Source organism: Sphingomonas echinoides ATCC 14820 (assembly GCF_000241465.1).
In the GTDB taxonomy this organism is placed as follows: domain Bacteria; phylum Pseudomonadota; class Alphaproteobacteria; order Sphingomonadales; family Sphingomonadaceae; genus Sphingomonas; species Sphingomonas echinoides.
This window is the reverse complement of record NZ_JH584235.1, coordinates 1,229,415-1,249,485: the sequence shown is the minus strand read 5'-3', so window position 1 is coordinate 1,249,485 and position 20,071 is coordinate 1,229,415. Positions and strand designations below refer to the sequence as shown.

The 20,071-nt window shown below is 66.0% G+C and carries 17 protein-coding genes; 15 read left to right on the top strand and 2 right to left on the bottom strand.

Annotated elements, in window-relative coordinates:
- The first annotated feature begins 66 nt into the window (after nt 1-66).
- The 6 genes from ON00_RS05975 (at nt 67) to ON00_RS05950 (ending at nt 8,298) form a co-directional block, all read left to right on the top strand.
- Nucleotides 67-996 carry a D-alanine--D-alanine ligase gene (locus tag ON00_RS05975; protein WP_010403999.1) on the top strand — a complete coding sequence of 310 codons (930 nt, stop codon included), beginning with the start codon at nt 67-69 and terminating at the stop codon, nt 994-996.
- Entirely contained in the window at nt 993-1,955 is a 963-nt protein-coding gene (locus ON00_RS05970) for a cell division protein FtsQ/DivIB (protein WP_010403997.1), read from the top strand. The genes ON00_RS05975 and ON00_RS05970 overlap by 4 nt, the downstream gene beginning before the upstream one ends.
- Nucleotides 1,956-1,988: 33 nt before the next feature.
- Nucleotides 1,989-3,251, top strand: coding sequence for a cell division protein FtsA (ftsA, locus tag ON00_RS05965; RefSeq protein ID WP_010403994.1), 1,263 nt, complete (start codon nt 1,989-1,991; stop codon nt 3,249-3,251).
- A gap of 112 nt (nt 3,252-3,363) precedes the next feature.
- Nucleotides 3,364-4,833: a cell division protein FtsZ gene (ftsZ, locus tag ON00_RS05960; RefSeq protein ID WP_010403991.1), complete on the top strand. Its 1,470-nt coding sequence runs from the start codon at nt 3,364-3,366 to the stop codon at nt 4,831-4,833.
- 248 nt (nt 4,834-5,081) lie between these two features.
- Nucleotides 5,082-7,112, top strand: coding sequence for an SPOR domain-containing protein (locus ON00_RS05955; RefSeq protein WP_010403989.1), 2,031 nt, complete (start codon nt 5,082-5,084; stop codon nt 7,110-7,112).
- Nucleotides 7,113-7,128: 16 nt separating this feature from the next.
- Complete coding sequence (locus ON00_RS05950) at nt 7,129-8,298, top strand: deoxyguanosinetriphosphate triphosphohydrolase (protein WP_010403985.1); 1,170 nt, start codon at nt 7,129-7,131, stop codon at nt 8,296-8,298.
- 68 nt (nt 8,299-8,366) lie between these two features.
- On the opposite strand, the gene ON00_RS05945 is transcribed toward ON00_RS05950, so the two are convergent.
- Nucleotides 8,367-8,654, bottom strand: coding sequence for a hypothetical protein (locus tag ON00_RS05945; protein ID WP_010403983.1), 288 nt, complete (start codon nt 8,652-8,654; stop codon nt 8,367-8,369).
- 214 nt (nt 8,655-8,868) lie between these two features.
- Here ON00_RS05945 and ON00_RS05940 point away from each other — a divergent pair, with 214 nt between their 5' ends.
- The 4 genes from ON00_RS05940 (at nt 8,869) to ON00_RS05925 (ending at nt 13,221) form a co-directional block, all read left to right on the top strand.
- On the top strand, nt 8,869-10,398 hold the full coding sequence (locus ON00_RS05940; protein WP_010403980.1) for a DUF1800 domain-containing protein: 1,530 nt from the start codon (nt 8,869-8,871) through the stop codon (nt 10,396-10,398).
- Between the two features lie 4 nt (nt 10,399-10,402).
- Nucleotides 10,403-11,551: a DUF1501 domain-containing protein gene (locus ON00_RS05935; RefSeq protein WP_010403979.1), complete on the top strand. Its 1,149-nt coding sequence runs from the start codon at nt 10,403-10,405 to the stop codon at nt 11,549-11,551.
- A gap of 61 nt (nt 11,552-11,612) precedes the next feature.
- Nucleotides 11,613-12,794, top strand: a complete 1,182-nt coding sequence (ubiM, locus tag ON00_RS05930) for a 5-demethoxyubiquinol-8 5-hydroxylase UbiM (protein ID WP_029622471.1) — start codon at nt 11,613-11,615, stop codon at nt 12,792-12,794.
- A 28-nt stretch (nt 12,795-12,822) separates the two neighbouring features.
- A complete protein-coding gene (locus tag ON00_RS05925) occupies nt 12,823-13,221 on the top strand; it encodes a group II truncated hemoglobin (protein WP_010403975.1) in 399 nt (132 codons plus the stop codon).
- Nucleotides 13,222-13,235: 14 nt separating this feature from the next.
- On the opposite strand, the gene ON00_RS05920 is transcribed toward ON00_RS05925, so the two are convergent.
- Nucleotides 13,236-14,960, bottom strand: coding sequence for an aspartyl protease family protein (locus tag ON00_RS05920; protein ID WP_245535620.1), 1,725 nt, complete (start codon nt 14,958-14,960; stop codon nt 13,236-13,238).
- Nucleotides 14,961-15,219: 259 nt separating this feature from the next.
- Between ON00_RS05920 and argS the strand changes: the two genes are divergently transcribed.
- The 5 genes from argS to scpB all read left to right on the top strand — a co-directional run bounded on the left by argS (nt 15,220) and on the right by scpB (nt 20,066).
- Nucleotides 15,220-16,944 (top strand): arginine--tRNA ligase, encoded by a 1,725-nt coding sequence (argS, locus tag ON00_RS05915; protein WP_010403970.1) that lies wholly within the window; start codon nt 15,220-15,222, stop codon nt 16,942-16,944.
- A complete protein-coding gene (locus ON00_RS05910; RefSeq protein WP_010403969.1) occupies nt 16,944-17,621 on the top strand; it encodes an SPOR domain-containing protein in 678 nt (225 codons plus the stop codon). The genes argS and ON00_RS05910 overlap by 1 nt, the downstream gene beginning before the upstream one ends.
- Before the next feature lie 80 nt (nt 17,622-17,701).
- Entirely contained in the window at nt 17,702-18,751 is a 1,050-nt protein-coding gene (locus ON00_RS05905; protein ID WP_010403968.1) for a glycoside hydrolase family 3 N-terminal domain-containing protein, read from the top strand.
- Complete coding sequence (locus tag ON00_RS05900) at nt 18,751-19,482, top strand: segregation and condensation protein A (RefSeq protein WP_010403967.1); 732 nt, start codon at nt 18,751-18,753, stop codon at nt 19,480-19,482. The genes ON00_RS05905 and ON00_RS05900 overlap by 1 nt, the downstream gene beginning before the upstream one ends.
- Nucleotides 19,479-20,066 (top strand): SMC-Scp complex subunit ScpB, encoded by a 588-nt coding sequence (gene scpB / locus ON00_RS05895; RefSeq protein ID WP_010403966.1) that lies wholly within the window; start codon nt 19,479-19,481, stop codon nt 20,064-20,066. Before ON00_RS05900 ends, scpB begins: the two co-directional genes overlap by 4 nt.
- The last annotated feature ends 5 nt before the right edge of the window (nt 20,067-20,071 follow it).

Below are 20,071 nucleotides of genomic sequence, written 5' to 3'. Positions count from 1 at the left end.
GTCATGAGCGTTTTTCCCGATACAGCCCCTCTCCCAACCCTCTCCCCTGAAGGGGAGAGGGCTTTCGTGCGTCTCCACGTCGCAGTCCTGATGGGCGGCTGGTCGGCCGAGCGCGACGTGTCGCTGATGACCGGGGCCGATGTTATTAAGGCGCTGGAATCGCTCGGACACCGCGTCACCGCGATCGATATGGCGCGCGATGTCGCGATCAAGCTCGCCGAAGCCGCGCCCGACATCGTGTTCAACGCGCTGCACGGCACGCCGGGCGAAGACGGATCGGTGCAGGGGATGCTCGATTTGATGGGGCTGCCCTACACCCATTCCGGCCTCGCCACCTCGGTCATCGCGATCGACAAGCAATTGACCAAGCTGCTGCTGGTGCCCGGCGGCATTCCGATGCCGGGCGGGCGGATCGTGAAAAGCGAGACGCTGTATGCGGGCGACCCGCTGCCGCGGCCTTATGTACTCAAGCCCGTCAATGAAGGCTCCTCGGTCGGCGTCGCGATCGTCACCAATGAAGGCAATTACGGCAATCCGATCTCCCGCAGCACGCCGGGGCCGTGGTTGGAATTCGAGGAACTGCTCGCCGAGCCCTATATTCGCGGGCGCGAGCTGACCACGGCGGTGCTCGGCGGCGAAGCGCTCGGCGTCACCGAGCTCAAGCCCAAGAACGGCTGGTACGATTATGACGCCAAATATACCGACGGCCTGACCGAACATGTCTTCCCGGCCGACGTGCCCGATGAAATTGCGGCGGCGTGTAAGCGGATTGCGCTCGATGCGCATCGCTTGCTCGGCTGCAAGGGCGCGTCGCGGTCGGATTTTCGCTGGGATGACCAATTGGGCGTGGACGGGCTGTTCCTGCTCGAGGTCAACACCCAGCCGGGCATGACGCCGCTCAGCTTGCTGCCTGAACAGGCCCGGCATTGCGGCATTTCCTATCCGGCGCTGGTGCAGATCCTGCTCGACGAAGCGGTGAAGGCGGTGGCGGCATGAGCGCCACGATCAAGCGCGGCACCGCGCGCCGCCCGGTGCAGCCCAAGCGGCGTCCCCCGCCCAAGGTCTCGACGATCGACCGGGTGATCGCGATGCTGCCGGTGAGCGAGGCGACGCTGCGCCGAATCGCGACCTGGACGATCATGGGCGTGGTCGGTGCGGTCGGGCTGGCGACGGCCTCCTATTTCGGGGTGCCGGGTGCAGTTGGCTCGGCGCTGGGCGAGGCGATTGGCGAAGCGGGCTTCCGCGTTACCAATATCCAGATCACCGGGCTCAACCGGATGGACCATAATGTCATCTACAAGATTGCGGCCAACCAGCCGTCAATGGCGATGCCGCTGGTCAGTCTGGAGAAGATCCGCCAGGATCTGGTCGCGCATAGCGGCTGGATCGAGGATGCGCACGTCTCGCGGCGCTTGCCCGATACGCTGATCGTGCATGTCGTCGAGCGTGAACCGAGCGCGATCTGGCAGAAAGACGGGCAATTGGCGCTGATCGCGGCGAACGGCACCTGGCTGGAGCCGGTCGACCCGCAGGCGATGCCGGATTTGCCGCTCGTCATCGGCGCGCATGCCAATGAACAGGAAGCGGCCTATCGCCAGTTGCTGGATGTGGCACCGGCGCTGCGCGGGCAAGTGAAGGCGGCGACTTGGGTCGGCAACCGGCGCTGGACGCTGACCTTTGAGACCGGCGAGACGCTGGCGCTGCCCGAGGGCGATGTCGCGGCGGGCAAGGCTTTGGTCAAATTTGCCGAGCTGGACGGCGTCAAGCCGCTGCTCGGCAAAGGCTGGCTCGGCTTCGACATGCGCGATCCGACACGGCTGGTCGCGCGCAAGCCGGGGACGGTAACGAACCGCGCGATCACCGATCCTGCGGCGCCGCTTGCGGGGGCAACCGGGGCGGCAACGCAGCCAGTGCGAATCGAAGCGAAACAATCGGGGCCAGCCGGTGAGGGATAGGGTATCGAGGCCCGGCAATAGGGGTATGGCGTAATGGCGAAGACAGCACCGGAAGGTTTGATCACCGCACTCGACATCGGCTCCTCCAAGGTGTCGGCGATGATCGCGCAGAAGGGCGATGGCGGCGAACTGATCGTGCTCGGCACAGGCCAGCGCGAGAGCAAGGGCGTCAAGCGCGGCTATATCGCCGACGCCGCCGCGACCGAAGTCGCGGTGCGCGAAGCGGTCGAGCAGGCCGAACGCATTGCCGGCACCAATATCGAGAATGTCTGGGTCAGCTTCTCGGCGGGTGGGCTGGTGTCCGATGTCGCCTCGATCGAGTTCGAGCTGGGCGGCCACCGTGTCGAGCAATCCGATATTGATGCGCTGCTGCAAGCCGGGCGGGATTCGATCGATCCGGCAGGCCGCATGGTGCTGCACGCGCAGCCCGCACTCTATACGCTCGACGGGCTGACCGGCGTGAAGCGGCCGCTCGGGCTCCATGCCGATCGGCTCGGTGTCCATATCCATGTCGTCGCTGCCGATGGATCTCCTGTGCGCAATCTCGGGCTGTGCGTGGCAAACGCGCATCTGGAGGTAAAGTCGATCATCGCGTCGCCAGTGGCGACGGGCATGGCGTGTCTCAGCGATGAAGAGCGCGAACTGGGCGTGGCGCTGGTCGAACTGGGGGCGGGGATCACCAACGTTTCCCTGTTTGCAGGTGGCATGCTGGTCGGGCTGCTGTCGATCCCGATCGGCGCGCAGGACATTACCGACGACATCGCCTCTGCTTTCGGCACGCGCCGCGCGCAGGCCGAGCGGATGAAGTGCGTCCACGGCTCGGCCAATGCAAGCCCACGCGACAATCATGAGATGATCGACGTCGCGCCGATTTCGGCCGAGGAGGATGCCAGCGACGGCACGCGCATTACCAAGGCGCAACTGATCGCGGTCATCCGCCAGCGGCTCGACAATTTGATCGGCGAAGTCGGCAAGGCGCTGGCCGAGCTGAAGTTCGAAGGCCCGGTCGGGCGGCAAGTCGTGCTGACCGGTGGTGGTGCCGAACTGAAGGGCATCGCCGATTACGCGCAGCAGGCGCTGGGGCGTTCGGTCCGGATCGGGCGGCCACGTGGCCTCACCGGCCTGCCCGAGGCGCACGCGACGCCGGCGTTTACCACGCTTGCGGGGCTGGCTTTCTATGCGGCGGCGGACCCGGTTGACCTGCGCGCCTTGTCGAGCAAGCAGCAGTTGGTGCATCGCCCGAAGGGATTCGCGCTGTTCCGCCGTTTGCTGGCGGCGGCCCGGGCAAATTATTAAAGAATTACGACAGGATTTAGCTGTTCGCGCTGGAACGACCGCAAGCGATGGTGCAGAACAGGTTTAAGCAGATTTTTCGCGCCGGGGTGTGGGCGCACGGTGGAGACGAACTATGAGCATCGAATTTTTGCCACCCGAAGTTGACGAACTGAGCCCCCGCATCGCCGTAATCGGCGTCGGCGGCGCTGGCGGCAACGCCATCGCCAACATGATGCGCGCCGATGTGCAGGGCGTCGATTTCCTTGTCGCGAACACGGACTCGCAGGCGCTGAAGCAATCGACCGCCAGCCACAAGATCCAGCTTGGCGCGAAGATCACGCAAGGCCTGGGCGCCGGCAGCCGCCCCGAAATCGGTCGCGCGGCGGCGGAAGAAACCATCGAGCAAGTCACCAAGATGCTCGAAGGCGCGCATATGTGCTTCATCGCGGCCGGCATGGGCGGCGGCACCGGCACCGGTGCGGCCCCGGTCATCGCCAAGGCGGCGCGCGATATGGGCATTCTGACCGTTGGCGTCGTGACCAAGCCGTTCGCTTTCGAAGGCACACGCCGCGCGAAGAGCGCCGAAGCGGGCATCGAGGAACTGCAGAAGTATGTCGATACGCTGATCGTCATCCCCAACCAGAACCTGTTTCTGGTCGCGAACGCGAACACGACCTTCAAGGAAGCGTTCCAGATGGCGGACGAAGTCCTCCAGCAGGGCGTGCGCGGCATCACCGATCTGATGGTCATGCCCGGCCTCATCAACCTCGATTTCGCCGACGTGCGGTCGGTGATGCAGGAAATGGGCAAGGCGATGATGGGCACGGGCGAAGCCTCGGGCGACAATCGCGCGATCGAGGCGGCGTCGAAGGCGATCGCCAACCCGCTGCTCGACGGCGTTTCGATGAAGGGTGCCAAGGGCGTCATCGTCTCGATCACCGGCGGCGACGACATGCGCCTGCTCGAAGTCGATGAAGCCGCGAACCACATTCGCGAATTGGTCGATGAAGACGCGAACATCATCTGGGGTTCGGCGTTCAATCCCGAACTCGAGGGTAAGATCCGCGTCTCGGTCGTCGCGACCGGGATTGAGGCGGAGGCGCGTCCGGTCGCCGCTCCGGCTCCGACCTCGCGGGCGTTCAGCTTCGCAGCTCCGAAAAAGGCCGAAGAGCCGGCACCTTTGGCGGCACCCGAGGCGGAAATCGCCCCGGCCGCCCCGACGGTCGCGGCCCCCGAACCGGTAGCATCGCACGATGACGAACTGGTGCTTGGCAGCGAAGCTGCCGTCGCGCCTGAGCCGGTTGCGGCACCGGTGCGAACCTTTGGGGACGACTTTGATGCGCCCGCCGCCGCTGCGGCGGACGATACGCCAACCGAAGCCCCGACTCGCCGCCGGTGGTTGTCGCCGGGTGCTGCTGCCGCCGAGGAAGCGCCGCTCGTCGCGCCAGAACCCGTTGCGCCTGCACCGCGCGTAAAGCTGGGCGGCACCTTGTTCGAGCGGATGTCGAGCGTGTCGCGCGGCGTCGCGCGCGACGAAGAGCCGTCGCCCGACAAGGACGCGCTGGACATTCCGCGCTTCCTGCACCGCCAGAACAACCAATAAGCAGCGTCCGCACGGCACCCGTTCGCGGGTGCCGCTTGCCGACCGTGCGTGTCGGTCTGTCGCAGCCAGTGGTGTGCGACATTGCCGGTTGCAGCGTGAACGGGTCTAGAGCGCGTTACGGTGGGGGGGAGATTCTTTCTACGCCGACCGGCCGGGCCTCCGCGTAACACCAGGCGGCGCTCTTATGGGTTCCTCTCTTCACCCGCAAAAAGCGGGTGGAGGAAAGCCCTTGTGATCTAGGAAACGGGATGCGCATTCGTCTTGCCAGTTCGATGATCGCGCTGGCCGCGTGCGGAACGGCGGCGCACGCGCAAACCGCCCCGGCGTCGCCCTATCCAACCACCTCCTATCCCACCACCGTTCAGCCACTGTCCGATGCCGATTTGCTTGCGAGCGAGATCCGCGCGCTGGCCGCCGACCCTAACAATCTGCAAGCGTTGGTCCGCGCCGGGGAACTGGCGCTGAAGCTCGACGACGATACCGCCGCCGCCGCTTTCTTTGCACGCGCCGAGCGGATCGATCCTCGTAACGCGCGCGTCAAAGCCGGGGAGGGGGCGCTGCTCGTCGCGGCCGAGCGTCCCGGCGATGCCTTGCGCCACTTTGCCGAGGCGGAAGCGCTTGGCGGAGACGCGCGGACCTTTGCCGCCGATCGAGGCCTGGCCTATGATCTGGTCGGCGAGCAGGAGCGCGCCCAGCGCGAGTATCGACTGGCGCTGAAGGCGGGGGCCAATGAGGAAACCCAGCGGCGCTATGCCCTGTCGCTGGGGATTTCCGGCAAGCGTGAGCTTGCGCTGGCGCAAATCGAGCCGCTCCTGCGCAAGAGCGATCGTGGCGCGTGGCGCGCGCGTGCCTTCATCCTCGCAATGGCGGGCGACAAGGCTGGTGCGGAGAAGATCGCAACCAGCATGATGCCGGCCGGCATGGCGCAGGGGCTGCAGCCCTTCTTTGAAATTTTGCCGGGATTGCGCCCGGCGGATCGTGCGTTCGCGGTGCATTTCGGCGAAGTCCGCCCCAGCCCTGAGCGTTTGGCCGACGCCCGCATGGTGCCACCGTTGGCGGCGCTTGGCCCCGATCCGACCGCGCCGGTCGCGGTCGCGGCGGTGGCGAAGCCGGTCGTCGCGGCCGACGCTCGGGAAGAACGGCGCAAGGCGCGCAAGGCCCACAAGGATCAGGGGCGGAGCGAGGTAGCCGTGGCGGCGATAGCCGCGCCGACGCCCCCAGCACAGCTGGTGCCCCCGGCTTATGCTGCCCCGCCCGCATCCTCCACTGCGGTTCTGGCCTCAAACACGGCGCGCCTACCGGTTACCCCGCCCGCGACCACGCTGCTGCATTCAACGGTCAGCGCGCCGCCCGCGACGGCAGCGCAAGGGGGTGTGCCCGTCAGAACCGCGCCGCCGCAGCCGCAGCAGCCGCAATCGCCGGTGTCGAAAACGGGGACGGCCCCCGCCGTGGCGACCAATCCGGTCGCTCAGGCGAATAGAGCGGCTATGCCGACAGCATCGCAGGCTGATGGGGCACGTTTCGCTGCGCCTCCGGCCGCAGTACCGCAGCAATCCGCCCCTGCGGCAATCGCGCCAGTCGCTGCGCAGGCACCCACACAGACCATCACGCCGACGCCCGCCCGTCCGGCACCAACCCCGGTGCGCAGCGAGGAATCGATCCTCGCGGCGATCATTTCGGAGATCAAGGTGCCCGGGACGGAGACTCAGAGCGAGGCACCTGCACCCGCTGCCGCGCCAGCGCCCGCTCGCCAAGTGCCGGTTGCGCAGCCGGTGGTCGAGCCCCAGCCCGCAGCCGACCGCGAACGACAGATGGCTGCGGATAAGCAGGCCGCCGAAAAGCAGGCCGCAGACAGACGCGCCGCCGACAAGAAAGCGGCGGCGGAGAAGAAGGCGCTTGCCGACAAGAAAGCCGCTGCGGACAAAAAGATCGCCGATGCAAAGAAGGCCGCCGCCGACAAAAAGGCAGCGGAAGAGAAAAAGAAGAAGGACCCCAAATTCCTGGAACCGGCGCGCGTCTGGGTGCAGGTGGCAGGGGGTGCCAATGTTGGGGATTTGCCCAAGCAATGGACCAAGATCCGGGCCAAGGCGACCAAGGCGTTTGGCGGCAAAAGTGCCTGGACCACGCCGCTGCGCGCGACCAACCGATTGCTGACCGGGCCCTTCAAATCGGAGGACGAGGCGCAGCGCTTCGTCAACGATCTCGCCAAGGACGACATATCGGGATTCGTCTTTGTGAGCGAAGCGGGCCAGAAGATCTCCAAACTCCCCGCGAAATGAGAAGGTGTTGGGTAGCATGACGACGCTTGCGCCATGGGCCTCGCACCCCGAGCGCAGTCGCGGTCGGCTCCACCCCGAGCCGAGCGGCGAGGGGCGTAGTGCGCGCGGCCCACGCGACGCGTTCCAGCGCGATCGCGACCGGATCATCCATTCGATCAGCTTTCGGCGCTTGCGGCACAAGACGCAGGTGTTCCTGGCCCCTGATGGCGACCATTTCCGTGTCCGCCTGACCCACAGCCTGGAGGTTGCGCAGATCGCGCGGACGATCGCGCGGGCGCTCGGGCTGAACGAGGATCTGACTGAAGCGCTCGCGCTTGCGCATGATATCGGGCACCCGCCGTTCGGGCATGCCGGGGAGGATGCGCTGCAAGCCGCGCTGGCGGGGCAGGGCGGGTTTGACCATAATGGCAACACGTTGCGCGCGTTGATGATGATCGACAGCCCCTATCCGCGCTGGAATGGGCTTAACCTGACGTGGGAAACGCTGGAGGGGCTGGCCAAACATAATGGGCCGATCGCCAATCCCGGCTGGGCGCTGGCCGAGTGCGATGCCGCATTTCCGCTGGAACTGACGCGCTGGCCGAGCCTGGAGGCGCAGGTCGCCGCGATCGCCGACGATATCGCCTATGACAATCACGATATCGATGACGGCTTGCGCGCCGGGTTGCTGACGCTCGACCAATTGCTGGAGGTGCCGGTGGTGGCGCGTGGCTGGGCCGATGTCTGCGCCCGCTTCCCCGGCATCGCGCCGGGGCGGCTGGTCGGGGAATTGATCCGCTCGCAAATTGGCGCGATGGTCAATGATCTGATCGCAGAAACCCGTTCGCGGCTGACCGGGATTGGCGACCTTGCCGATGTGCGTGCGGCGGGGTGGTGTCTGGTCGGCTTTTCGGACGAAATGCGCGATGCCGAACGCGCGCTAAAGCGCTTCATGTACGCCAATCTCTACCACCATCCGCGCCAATTGGAGGCGGCACGGGCTGCGGAGGGGATCGTGACGGGGCTGTTCGCCGCCTATCGCGCGGACCCGACGCAGATGCCGGGGGATTGGAGTGCGCGGATGCCGCAGGACGAACCGGGGCGCAGTCGGCACATCGCCGATTTTATTGCCGGCATGACCGACCGCTACGCGGTTGCCCGCTATCGTGCGGCAGTGGGGCCGATCGACTTGCCGGAGGGCTTTTAGCGCCGGCCGACAAGCGAAGCGCGTCCCCGGCCGATACCGGCGACGCGCCTCGCAATGCGATCCACCGTTTAGCGGAGGGCGATGTCGGTCTTGGTCAGCTTCGCCTGGGCGTTGGGAACGGTGAAGGAAACCGGCACGCCGCGCGAGAAGCCGGTGATATGGTCGCCACGCACCTGGAGCTGGAACGTGCCGCCCGAGGCAGCGCGACCGCTGATGACGACATATTTGCCCTTGTTCACCGTGGTGTAGGTGTAGGTGTCACCATCGCGCGTGAAGGTGCGCTGCGCGGCATCATCGGCAAAGGCAGGCGAAGCGGCGGCGAGCAGAGCCGTGGCGGCGAAGAGAGTCTTGAACATGATCGTTCCTTTCCTGGGGAGTTAAGGCCGATCGCGCATCCCCTCCGGGTGGATGTCCTGCTGTCGCGCTGATTTATATTGCAGTGCAGCAAAGTGCCCAAGCGCAAACGACGCGCACGCAGTTGCAACAAACGAACGCATAGGCCGTTTCGGGCACAATTCTGCGACATCTACGGTCCATAGACAGCGTGCCGATTCGTAAGGACGACAGTTGATGACCAAGGCGAGCATAGCTCTCAACCGCTTCGGTTTGGGTGCCCGAGGAGACCAACCCGTACCGACTGATCCGCTCGGTTGGCTGACCGGTCAGTTTGCGAAATATGATCCTGTGCCGGATGTGATCGCCAGCGCGCCGACGAGCGCAGGCGTCTCCGCCGAGCTGGCAGACTATTTCCGACAGCAGCGTGCATTGCGCGCGCAGCAAGGGGCCAAACCGGCCGCGCCGCCCGCTGCCGCCGCCGTGGCGATGCCGGGTGCGGCCCCCGTCGGTCTCCAAATGGGGGCGCAGCCGGTGCAGCCACGAACCCCGGTGCCGGGGGCTGTGCCGCCGCCCGGAAAAGACGATGCGATGCGCCAGGCCCGGCAATTTGCGCAGCGCACCGGTCGCGGCGATTACGCCGGTGCGGTTGGCGCGCGTGCGACCAATGCGTTGGTGACGGAAACGCCCTTTGTCGAACGGCTGGTGCATTTCTGGGCGAATCACTTTGCCGTTTCGGCCGACAAGCTCGAAGTGATTGGCCTGTCGGGCACATTGGAGTTTGAGGCGATCCGGCCGCATGTGCTGGGGAGCTTCCGCGATATGCTGCTCGCTGTGGAGCAGCATCCGGCGATGTTGCTCTATCTCGACCAGGCGGTGTCGGTCGGCCCGACCTCGCCGCTCGGGCTGAAGATTGCCGCGCGCGGCAACCGCAAGGTTGGCCTCAATGAAAATCTCGCGCGCGAAATTCTGGAACTCCACACACTCGGCGTGCGCACCGGCTATACGCAAGCCGACGTCACCGAATTTGCCCGCGCGATGACGGGGTGGACGGTTGCCGGCATCGGGCGCGGGCCAGGGTCGGCTGCCGCTGGCACCGACGGATTGCCGGGCGATTTCGTGTTTGCCGCGCCCTTGCACGAACCCGGCGATCGCATGATCATGGGCAAACGCTATCCGGCGGGCGGGGTCGAGCAAGCGCGCGCGGTGTTGTTCGACGTCGCCATTGCCCCGGCGACCGCCACGCATATTGCGACCAAGCTGGCGCGGCATTTCGCGGGCGATACACCGCCGCCCGCGATGGTCGAGCGTTTGCAAACGGCTTTCCTCACCTCGGGCGGCGATTTGCCAACGCTGTACCGCGCGCTGATCGCTTCGCCAGAGGCGTGGGTTGAACAGCCGGTGAAGTTCAAGACGCCGTGGGAATGGACGATTTCCTCGATGCGCGCGTTGAACGTCAAGGTCGCGGACCCCCAGGTCATCGTCGGGTTGCTCAACCAGCTTGGCCAGCCGACGTGGAAGCCGGGACAGCCGATCGGCTTTGATGACATTGCGGGAAGCTGGGCCGGGCCCGATGCGGTGTTGCGCCGGGTCGAGGCCGCCGAGCGTTTCGCCGCGCGGGCCGGCAATATCGATGCCCGCGCGCTGGCACCGAAGCTGTTGCCGGGGTCGGTCAGCCCGGCCACGCAGACAGCGCTCGCCAATTGCGAAAGTCCGGCACAGGCGGTGGCCCTGCTGCTCGTCGCCCCCGAATTCATGCGGAGATAAGAGCATGTACGATCGTCGTTCGTTCATCGGCGCGAGTGCCGCAGGAGCCCTTGCGCTCGCCTTGCCGCCGCGCATGGCGTTTGCCAAGGCCGAGACCGACAAGCGCTTTGTCTTCATCATCCAGCGCGGCGCTGCCGATGGTCTCGGGATCGTCGCGCCTGTCGGCGACCCGGCCTTTGTCGGCGCGCGCGGCGATCTCGCCGCGGATTTCGCGACCGCCGCGAAGCTCGATTCGATGTTTGCGTTGCATCCGGAATTGTCGGTGCTGGGCGGGCTTTATACCAAGAAGCAGGCGCTGTTCGCGCACGCAGTTGCATCGCCCTATCGCGACCGGTCGCATTTCGACGGGCAAAACGTGCTCGAGAGCGGCGGAACCAGCGCCTATCAAGTCAAGGATGGCTGGCTCAACCGGCTGCTCGGCGTGTTGCCGCCGACCGAAGCGAAGGCGATTGCGGTTTCGGCGACAGTGCCGCTGGCGCTGCGCGGACCGCATGATGTGTCCTCTTATGCGCCGTCGGGTCTGCCACAGGCCTCCGACGATCTGATGCAGCGCGTGACGATGCTGTACCAGGGCGACAGCCAACTCCACGCTTTGTGGAGCGAAGCGATGAACACGCGGCAATTGACCAGCGATCTGGCGGGTGGCGGCGGGGCCAATGCCGCCGCGACGGGCGCGCTCGCCGCGCGCTTGCTCGCCCCGGCCGACGGCGCGCGCATCGCGATGATCGAGACCGGCGGCTGGGATACCCATACCCAGCAGCGTCAGCGCCTGGCGGGGCAGCTCAAGGGGCTGGATGCGATGATCGCCGCCTTGCAAACCGGGCTGGGGCCGCTGTGGAACGACACGATGGTGCTGGTGGCGACCGAATTCGGCCGGACGGTGGCGGTCAACGGCACTGGCGGCACCGATCACGGAACGGGCACCGCAGCAATGCTGATCGGCGGCGGCGTGCGCGGTGGGCGGGTGCTGGCGGATTGGCCGGGGTTGAGCCCGGCGGCCTTGTTCGAAGCGCGCGATTTGAAGCCCACGCTGCAGCTCGACGCCTTTATCGGTGGCGCGGTCGCCGGGCATTTCGGGGTCGACCCGGCGCGGACGATGGCGGCGCTGTTCCCGGAATCGAAGCGTGTCGCGGCGGTGCGCGGGCTGGTGTGATTTTGCGGGGCGCTTGATCTCGCGCAAAGCGCGCCGGGCGATCCCGGGCGAAAGCCACGCGATGACCCTGTCGCAACCTTATGACGTCCTCATTGCGGGTGCGGGCCCCGCCGGGCTTGCGCTGGCACGCGCGCTGGCCGGTACGCGCCTGCGTATCGGCATCATCGATCGGGCCCCGGCGGAGACACTGGCGGCACCGCCGTGCGACGGTCGCGAGATTGCGCTGACCCACCGCTCGATCGCGACGCTGCAGCGGCTGGGTGCCTGGCAACGTCTCGACCCGGCCGAGATCGCGCCGCTCCGCGAAGCGCGTGTGCTGAATGGTGGGCAATCCTTCGCCTTGTCCTTTGCTGGACCCAATCCGGGCGACCGGCTCGGCTCGCTCGTGTCCAACCAGCAGATCCGGCGCGCGCTGTTCGAGGCGATCGACGGGCAGGCCGGTCTGACGGTGCTGGCGGGCGCGTCTATCCGGGGCGTGCGGACCGACCTGGACTGCGCGACGGTGACGCTGGATGACGGGCGCTCGCTGTCGGCGCGGTTGCTGGTCGGCGCGGATTCGCGCTTTTCCTTCGTGCGGCAGCAATTGGAAATCGGCGCGCAGATCAACCCGTTGGGCCGGTCGATGCTGGTTGCGCGTGTCGCCCACGCGGCGGCGCATCGCGGCGGCGCCACCGAATGGTTCGGCCATGGCCAGACGATCGCGATGCTGCCGCTTGCGGACGGTCGCACATCCTCGGCGGTGCTGACCTTGCCGTCAGCCGCGATCGACGCGTTGGCGGCGCTGGATTGCACCGCGCTGGGTAACGAATTCACGCGCCGTTTCCGGGCGCGTCTCGGGCCGATGCAGGTGCTTGAAGGGCCGCATGTCTATCCACTCACGACGACCTATGCCCACCGCTTCGTCACCCGGCGCGCAGCCTTGATTGGCGACGCGGCGGTCGGGATGCATCCGGTGACGGCGCATGGCTTCAACCTGGGGTTGCAGGGGGCTGCGAAACTCGCGGAGTTGATCGCCCAGGCCGCGCAGAACGGACAGGACATTGCCGCAAACATGCTGCTGCGCCGCTATCAGGCGGCGCATCGGCTGGCGAGCGCGCCGCTCTATGCCTCTACCAACCTGCTGGTACGGCTCTATACGGATGACGGGCCGGTCGCGCGGGTGGCGCGTCCGCTTGCGCTGCGTGCGGCCGCGCGCCTGCCGATGGTGCGGGCGGCGATCACGCGGCGGCTGATGCAGCAATGACACCCCACTGCCGACCGGAGCCTCAGACATGACTGCCACTGCCGAAGCGACCGCACCCTCTTTGTTCGAGCGGATTGGCGGCACCGAGGGCGTGCGAACGGTGGTCGAACGCTTCTACGATCTGATGCAGGACGATCCGCGCTACGCCCCCTTGCGGGCAATGCACGAGGAGGATCTGTTCCCGATGCGCGTGTCGCTGACGCAGTTTCTCTCCGCTTGGCTCGGTGGGCCGCGCGACTGGTTCGATGCGCGGCCGGGCACCTGCATCATGTCGATGCACCGCGCGATGGGAATTACCCCCGAGACGGCAGCGCAGTGGGTGGAAGCGATGAGCCGGGCACTGGCCGACGCGCGCGTCGAAAAGGCGCTTGGCACCCAGATGCAGCAAGCCTTTCTCCGCATGGCAGGCGCGATGATGAAGGCGTAGCGCGGGCGCTTCGCCTAGTCGTCGAAGCCGATCTTGCGCGCTCGCTCTGCGACCTTGGGATTGATGCTGAGCGCCGCCGTGCGATCGGCCGCTGCCTGGGCGGCGTTGCCAGCCCGCTTGTTGGTCACTCCGCGCATATAGAGCGACCATGCGGTGCGCGGCGCGAGCGCCAGCGCGGCATCATAATCCGCCAGTGCCTGTTGCAGCTCGCCACGCCGCAGCCGCACCAGAGCGCGGCTGTCGAGAAAGGTGGAGCGCTTGGGATCGGCCCTGATCGCGGCGTTGCAGTCCGCCAGCGCCTTGTCGAGGTCGCGATTGAGCAGTCCCCGGGCCCAGCAGCGGCCGTTGAAGGCGCTGCCGCGCGCACTGTCCTCAGGATGACTCTTTAGCCACAGGTCATAGTTGCGCAGCGCGTCGTCAGGACGATCGAGATCGTTGAAGAAGCTCGCCACGGTCAGGCGCTTCTCCGACGACGGCGCAAGCGCGGCATCGGCCGCCTGGACATCGTCATTGGCACCGGCCTGATTGCCGCGCCGCATCCGCATCGAGGCGCGCGTCAGCCGTGCGTCCACCAGGGTTGGATCAAGGGTGATGGTCTTGTCGAGATCAGCCACGGCCTTGTCGAATTGCAGACTGGCGAGATGCGCCAACGCGCGCTGGTAGAAATAGCGCGCCTCGGTCGGTGCCAGTGCGCAGGCCTTGTCGAAGTCCGCCAACGCCTCGGGGAAGTGTCGATTGGAGGCGTAGACCGCGCCGCGCCGACTATATTCGTCTGCAGTGGTTGGCTCGGCGGCCTTGTTGGTCAAGTCGAGCGCGGTGCCGTCGGCAGAAAACACGGTCTTGGGCGACAGGCCGAAAACAGGGCCGCCTTCATAGGTAATGAAAAGTCGGCGCAGTGTGTTCGAAACAAACATGCGATGGGTGAGGAAGAAATCGACCCCGATCAGCATGTCGGCATGGCCCAGATCCACTTGCGCGATCCGAATTTTGGGGTGGCGGATCGCCTCGCCGCCAATGTCGATCGTGTCGAACGTCGCTCGCCAAGCCGGCACCGAATGCTGGCCCAGGCCGTGGCTTGACCCCACCGCAACCACCCCGGGCGTTTCGGGAGTGACGCCGAGACGCTTCGCCATCGCCAGCGACAGCATCGAGCTTTGCGCGCCGCTGTCGAACATCGCGCGCACTTTCATGCCATTGATCAGGACCGTGCCAATCGTGTGCGGCTTGAACCGGCTGTCGGGTTCGGTTTCAAGCGAAACGATCGTCACCGGCTTGGTACCCGCCCAATAAGCGAGATTGCTGGCGCGGCAGCCCTGCGTCTTGATCAAGCGGACGACGCCGTGCGGCAGATCATATTCGACATCGGCCAGGCCCAGAATGTTCTGCCCGATCAAGCCGGTGGTGCCGGTATCGCTGCCGCCAACGACGAAATCGATTTTCGGGATGGTGACGCCCGCAAGCGAAAAGTTCGTGGCGACGGCAACCCCTGCTGAGGTGTCGCCACCAATGCCTTTGGGGCGAAACCAGAGCGGGGCGGGGGTGACGCGCAGGCCGAACTCCGCTGCGCTGGCGGCAGAAAGGGTGCTGTAGAACGCCCCGCTGTCGAGGATGAAGCGTGCCGCTTTATTGCCGAACTTGGCCTCCACCATCGGCTCCGGTCCCGCCATGGTGACGGGGAAATCGACGATCTTGCTGGCTTCGCAGGCCGCCATGGCGGGAACGGGAGCCAACACCGCCATCGCTGGCAGAAGCAATCGCAACAGTCGCATGGCAGGCCTCGGGCGGAACGCGGGGACGCTTATCATCGCGGGGGATTGGAAAGAAAAACACAACGCCATTCCAAGACGAAAATCAGCATAACGCGGTGTGTCGCCTCAGGAAATCGAAATCACGAGGGCATCGGTATGCCGGGTAAAGGCGGGTTGCCCGCCAGCCATGTTTTGCCCAGCGGGGCGAACTCGGCTAAGGCCCGCGCTCGCTTACATGACCGGACTTGCCATGACCCTGTACACCCGTTTCGCCGCGCATATCGATGCGGTGCTCGATGCCCTTGAAGCCAGCGGTGATTTGCCGAGCGGGCTGAGCCGCGCCAATGTCACGGTCGAGCCGCCGCGCGATACCACGCATGGCGATCTGGCGACCAATGCCGCGATGGTGCTGGCCAAGCCCGCCGCCACCAATCCGCGCGCGCTGGCCGACAAGATCGCGGCGAAGCTGGGCGAGCTGGACGAGGTGGCGAGCGTCGCCGTGGCGGGCCCGGGCTTCATCAACATGACGCTGACCGACGACACCTGGCGCGCCGAATTGTCCGCGATCCGCGATGCGGGCGACGATTATGGGCGCTCGTCGCGCGGCGCGGGCCTTACGGTGAACGTCGAATATGTCTCGGCCAATCCGACCGGGCCAATGCACATGGGGCATTGCCGCGGCGCGGTGGTGGGCGATGCGCTGGCGAGCCTGCTCGAATTTTCCGGGCACAAGGTGATCCGCGAATATTATGTCAACGATGCCGGTGGGCAGGTCGATGTGCTCGCGCGCTCGGTTCACATGCGGTATTTGGAGGCACTGGGCGCGACGATCGAAATCCCCGAGGGCCTGTATCCGGGTGATTATCTGATTCCGGTCGGCCAGGCGTTGGCTGCCGAATTTGGCGATGCCTATGTCGGCAAGCCCGAGGGTGACTGGCTGGTGTTGTTCCGCACGCGCGCCGTCGCGGCGATGCTGGAACTCATCAAGGCCGACCTTGCCTTGCTCGGCATCCATCACGACCTGTTCTCGTCCGAGGCGGAATTGCAGGCGGCGGGCAAACCCGAAGCCGCCGAGCATGACCTGCGCGCGCGGGGGCTGATCTACGATGGTCTGCTCGAAGCGCCGAAGGGCCAGGAACTGGACGATTGGGAGCCGGTCGTGCTGCCGCTGTTCCGCTCGACGCAATTTGGCGATGATCAGGATCGGCCGATCAAGAAGTCGAACGGGCAATGGACCTATTTCGGCGCCGATCTCGCTTACCATTACCAGAAGGCGCAGACGGCGGACGCGCTGATCGACATTTGGGGTGCCGACCATGCCGGTACGGTCAAGCGCATCGTCGCGGCGGTGCAGGCGCTGACCGGCGGCAAGACGCGTTTCGACGTCAAGCTCGTCCAGATGGTGCGGCTGATGCGGAATGGCGAGCCGATCAAAATGTCCAAGCGCGCGGGCAATTTCGTCACGCTGGCCGATGTCGTGCGTGAAGTCGGCAAGGATGTCGTCCGCTTCACCATGCTGACGCGCAAGGCCGATGCGCAGATGGACTTCGATTTTGCCAAGGTGGTGGAAGCCTCGAAGGACAATCCCGTTTTCTACGTCAATTACGCCCATGCGCGCGTCGCATCGCTGCACCGGCGTGCGGCGGAGGCGGGGATTGTGTGCGATTCGGTCGACCTGTCCCAACTTGATACGGAAGACCTGGCGCTGGTGAAGTTCGCCGCGCAGTTCCCGCGCATCGTCGATACGGCAGCGGCGGCACGCGAACCGCACCGGATTGCCTTTTATCTCTATGACTTGGCAGCCTCGCTCCACGCTTTGTGGAACGTCGGAAACGACCGGCCCGACCGCCGCTTCCTGCTGCCGGACAATCCTGCCATGACATGCGCACGGCTTTTCTTGGCCGACGCGATCGGGCAGATTATCCGCAACGGGTTGGGGATCATGGGGGTCCAGGCGGTCCAGGAGATGAACTGATGGCGACCGGCGAATTCGATGTCCGCGATGAGGATCGGCTCCCCTGGCTGGAGACGGTCGAAGACGATTATGACGATGGCCCGTCGATCGTGCGGATCATCCTGCTGGTCGTGGTCGCGCTGGCGATCGTTGCGGCGGCGATCCTCGGCTACCAATATTATAAGAAGCACCAGAGCGTTGACGGCAATGGCGCGCTGATCACCGCCCAGGCGGGCGACTATAAGGTCAAGCCGGATGATCCCGGTGGGCTCAAGGTCGAAGGCGAGGGCGATACCGCGATCGCCACCAGCAATGGTGCCGGAACCGCCAATGCGTCGATCGACATGAAGGCACTGCCGGAGAAACCGGTCGAGGGTAAAAAGGTCGCGCCGGCCCCGGTTGTCACCGGATCGGACAAGGCCGTCACCGCAATCCCGTCGGCCAAGGGCGCGTCGTCGGGCGGAGCATTGGTCCAGCTCGGCTCCTTCCCCGATGAAGCCGAGGCGAATGCCGCCTGGGGCAAGATTTCGAAGAGCTACGCCTATCTCGCGCCGCTTGGGAAATCGGTGCAGGCGGCGCAGGTCAACGGCAAGACGGTGTATCGTTTGCGCGTGAATGCGGGCAGCGCGGGGCAGGCGAGCAGCCTGTGCGGCAAGCTGGCGGCGGCGGGACAGGCGTGCTTCGTACCCCACGATTGAGGCACCCCGCTGTTCCGCTTTTTGACCGGTTGCGCCGGTAGGGGCTACTCAGGCCGGCACCGGGCTTGTAGGCAACGGGAATGAAGCCCGTCATCTTCGGCCTTTCCGGCCTTGCCCTGACCCCCGCCGAGCGCGCCTTTTTCACGCGCGCTGACCCGGCTGGGTATATTCTGTTCAAGCGCAACATCGAGACGCGCGCGCAAGTGCGGGCGCTGACCGATAGCCTGCGCGACCTGTCGGGCCGCGACGACGTTCCGATCCTGATTGATCAGGAGGGGGGGCGCGTCGCGCGGATGGGGCCGCCCGAATGGCCGAGCTTTCCCGCCGGGCCAGCGTTCGGCGCTTTGTACGACATTGCGCCCATTTCCGCGATCGAGGCGGCCAACGCCAATGCCGAGGCGATTGCGCTGATGCTGGCCGAGGTTGGCATCAACGTCGATTGTATGCCCTTGCTCGACGTGATGCAGCCCGACACGACCGAGGCGATCACGATCCGCGCGCTCGGGTCGGAGCCGATGCGCGTCGCCGCTTTGGGGCGCGCGATCCTGCAGGGGTTGCAGCGTGGCGGCGTGGTCGGCGTGGTCAAGCATATGCCGGGGCATGGCCGCGCCAAGCTCGACACGCATTACCACCTCCCGACGGTCACCGCTTCCGATGCCGAATTGGCGGTCGATCTGGAGCCGTTCGCCCGGTTGAACGACGCTCCGATGGGGATGACCTCGCATATCGTGTTCGAAGCCTGGGACGCCGAACGCCCGGCGACGCTTTCGCCGGTAGTGGTCGAGCAGATCATCCGGCAGCGAATCGGGTTTGACGGACTGTTGATGACAGATGACATCGACATGAAGGCGCTGTCGGGCACGGCGGGCGATAAAGCCGCCGGGGCGATCGCGGCCGGGTGCGACCTGGTGCTCGATTGTTGGGGACGGATGGATGAGATGGAGGCCATTATCGACCGGCTCGACCCGATGTCGGCGGTATCGCGCGCGCGGCTCGATCGCGCGATGGCGACGGTTGCGGGCGTCCGGCCTGCGGGTGACATGGCAGCGTTGATTGCCAAGCGCGATGCCCTATTAGCGCTGACGTACAATCCTCCCCGGCCCGGGGAGGATTTGCTAGGCTTCGGGTAATGACCGAAGATTCCGCAACCCTCACGCTTGATTTGGAAGGGTGGGAAGGCCCGCTCGACGTGCTGCTGGCGCTTGCGCGCAACCAGAAGGTGGATCTGAAAGCCATTTCGATTCTGGCGCTGGTCGATCAATATCTGCGCTTCGTTGAGCAGGCGCGCGCGATCAAGCTGGAGCTGGCCGCCGATTATCTGGTGATGGCGGCGTGGCTTGCCTATCTCAAATCGGGCCTGCTGCTGCCGCGCGATCCCGAAATCGAGCCGTCGCCCGAGGAATTGGCGCTGCGGCTGCAACTGCGGCTCGAACGGCTGAGCGCGATGCGCGAGGCTGGCGCGCGGCTGGTGGCGCGCGACCGGGTCGGGCGCGATGTGTTTCTGCGCGGGGCACCCGAGGGGTTGCGCACGCAGCGCAAGGCGCTGTGGCAGGCCGAAATCTACGATCTGATCGCGGCTTACGGCGTCATCAGTGCACGCACCCGCCCGGTGCTGCATGTCGTGGCGCACCGTGCGGTGATGACGCTGGAGACCGCGCTGGAGCGGGTGTCGGCGTTGGTCGGCACGCGCGTCGATTGGGCGACGATCGAAAGCTTCCTGCCTGAGCAAGCACGTGGGACCTTCCGCAAATCGGCGCTCGCCTCCAGCTTCCTGGCGGCGCTCGAACTGGCCAAGCAAGGCAAGATCGAACTCCGCCAGCAATCGCCCTTCGCGCCGCTCTATATCCGGGCGCTGGCATGAGCGCGCCCGACCCGTTGGTCCGCGCGGTGGAGGCGGTACTGTTCGCCGCGACCGAACCGATGACCGTCGATGCGATCCGCGCGCAGTTGGAGGGCGCGGAGGTGCGCCCTGCGCTCCGCACGCTTCAGGCCGATTATGCCGGGCGCGGCATCGAACTGGTGCAGCGCGGCGAGCGCTGGCATTTCCAGACTGCCGCCGACATGGCGCATTTGCTGCGTCGCACGCATGAAGAGCCACGCAAGCTCAGTCGCGCGGGAATCGAGACGCTGGCGATCATCGCCTATCACGAGCCGACGACTCGCGCCGAAATCGAGGCCATTCGCGGCGTGGCCATCTCCAAGGGAACGCTCGACGTGCTGATGGAGGCGGGCTGGATTCGCCCCGCCGGGCGGCGCGAGGTGCCGGGGCGACCGTTGCTGTACGCGACGACGCCGGGCTTCCTTGCGCATTTCGGTCTCGCCAGCAGGCGGGACTTGCCCGGGATCGACGATTTGCGCGCCGCAGGCTTGCTCGATCCGGTCGATCTCGCCTTCGAACGCGCCGATACCACTGGAGAGGTGGAAGTTTCGGACGAGGAGGACTAGATAGG

Excerpts from the sequence above, each read along its gene's own strand:
- ON00_RS05970 (WP_010403997.1), top strand. The coding sequence starts at position 993 with ATGAGCGCCACGATCAAGCGCGGCACCGCGCGCCGCCCGGTGCAGCCC.
- ftsA (WP_010403994.1), top strand. The coding sequence starts at position 1,989 with ATGGCGAAGACAGCACCGGAAGGTTTGATCACCGCACTCGACATCGGC.
- ftsZ (WP_010403991.1), top strand. The coding sequence starts at position 3,364 with ATGAGCATCGAATTTTTGCCACCCGAAGTTGACGAACTGAGCCCCCGC.
- ON00_RS05955 (WP_010403989.1), top strand. The coding sequence starts at position 5,082 with ATGCGCATTCGTCTTGCCAGTTCGATGATCGCGCTGGCCGCGTGCGGA.
- ON00_RS05950 (WP_010403985.1), top strand. The coding sequence starts at position 7,129 with ATGACGACGCTTGCGCCATGGGCCTCGCACCCCGAGCGCAGTCGCGGT.
- ON00_RS05945 (WP_010403983.1), bottom strand. The coding sequence starts at position 8,654 with ATGTTCAAGACTCTCTTCGCCGCCACGGCTCTGCTCGCCGCCGCTTCG.
- ON00_RS05940 (WP_010403980.1), top strand. The coding sequence starts at position 8,869 with ATGACCAAGGCGAGCATAGCTCTCAACCGCTTCGGTTTGGGTGCCCGA.
- ON00_RS05935 (WP_010403979.1), top strand. The coding sequence starts at position 10,403 with ATGTACGATCGTCGTTCGTTCATCGGCGCGAGTGCCGCAGGAGCCCTT.
- ubiM (WP_029622471.1), top strand. The coding sequence starts at position 11,613 with ATGACCCTGTCGCAACCTTATGACGTCCTCATTGCGGGTGCGGGCCCC.
- ON00_RS05925 (WP_010403975.1), top strand. The coding sequence starts at position 12,823 with ATGACTGCCACTGCCGAAGCGACCGCACCCTCTTTGTTCGAGCGGATT.
- ON00_RS05920 (WP_245535620.1), bottom strand. The coding sequence starts at position 14,960 with ATGGCGGTGTTGGCTCCCGTTCCCGCCATGGCGGCCTGCGAAGCCAGC.
- argS (WP_010403970.1), top strand. The coding sequence starts at position 15,220 with ATGACCCTGTACACCCGTTTCGCCGCGCATATCGATGCGGTGCTCGAT.
- ON00_RS05910 (WP_010403969.1), top strand. The coding sequence starts at position 16,944 with ATGGCGACCGGCGAATTCGATGTCCGCGATGAGGATCGGCTCCCCTGG.
- ON00_RS05905 (WP_010403968.1), top strand. The coding sequence starts at position 17,702 with ATGAAGCCCGTCATCTTCGGCCTTTCCGGCCTTGCCCTGACCCCCGCC.
- ON00_RS05900 (WP_010403967.1), top strand. The coding sequence starts at position 18,751 with ATGACCGAAGATTCCGCAACCCTCACGCTTGATTTGGAAGGGTGGGAA.
- scpB (WP_010403966.1), top strand. The coding sequence starts at position 19,479 with ATGAGCGCGCCCGACCCGTTGGTCCGCGCGGTGGAGGCGGTACTGTTC.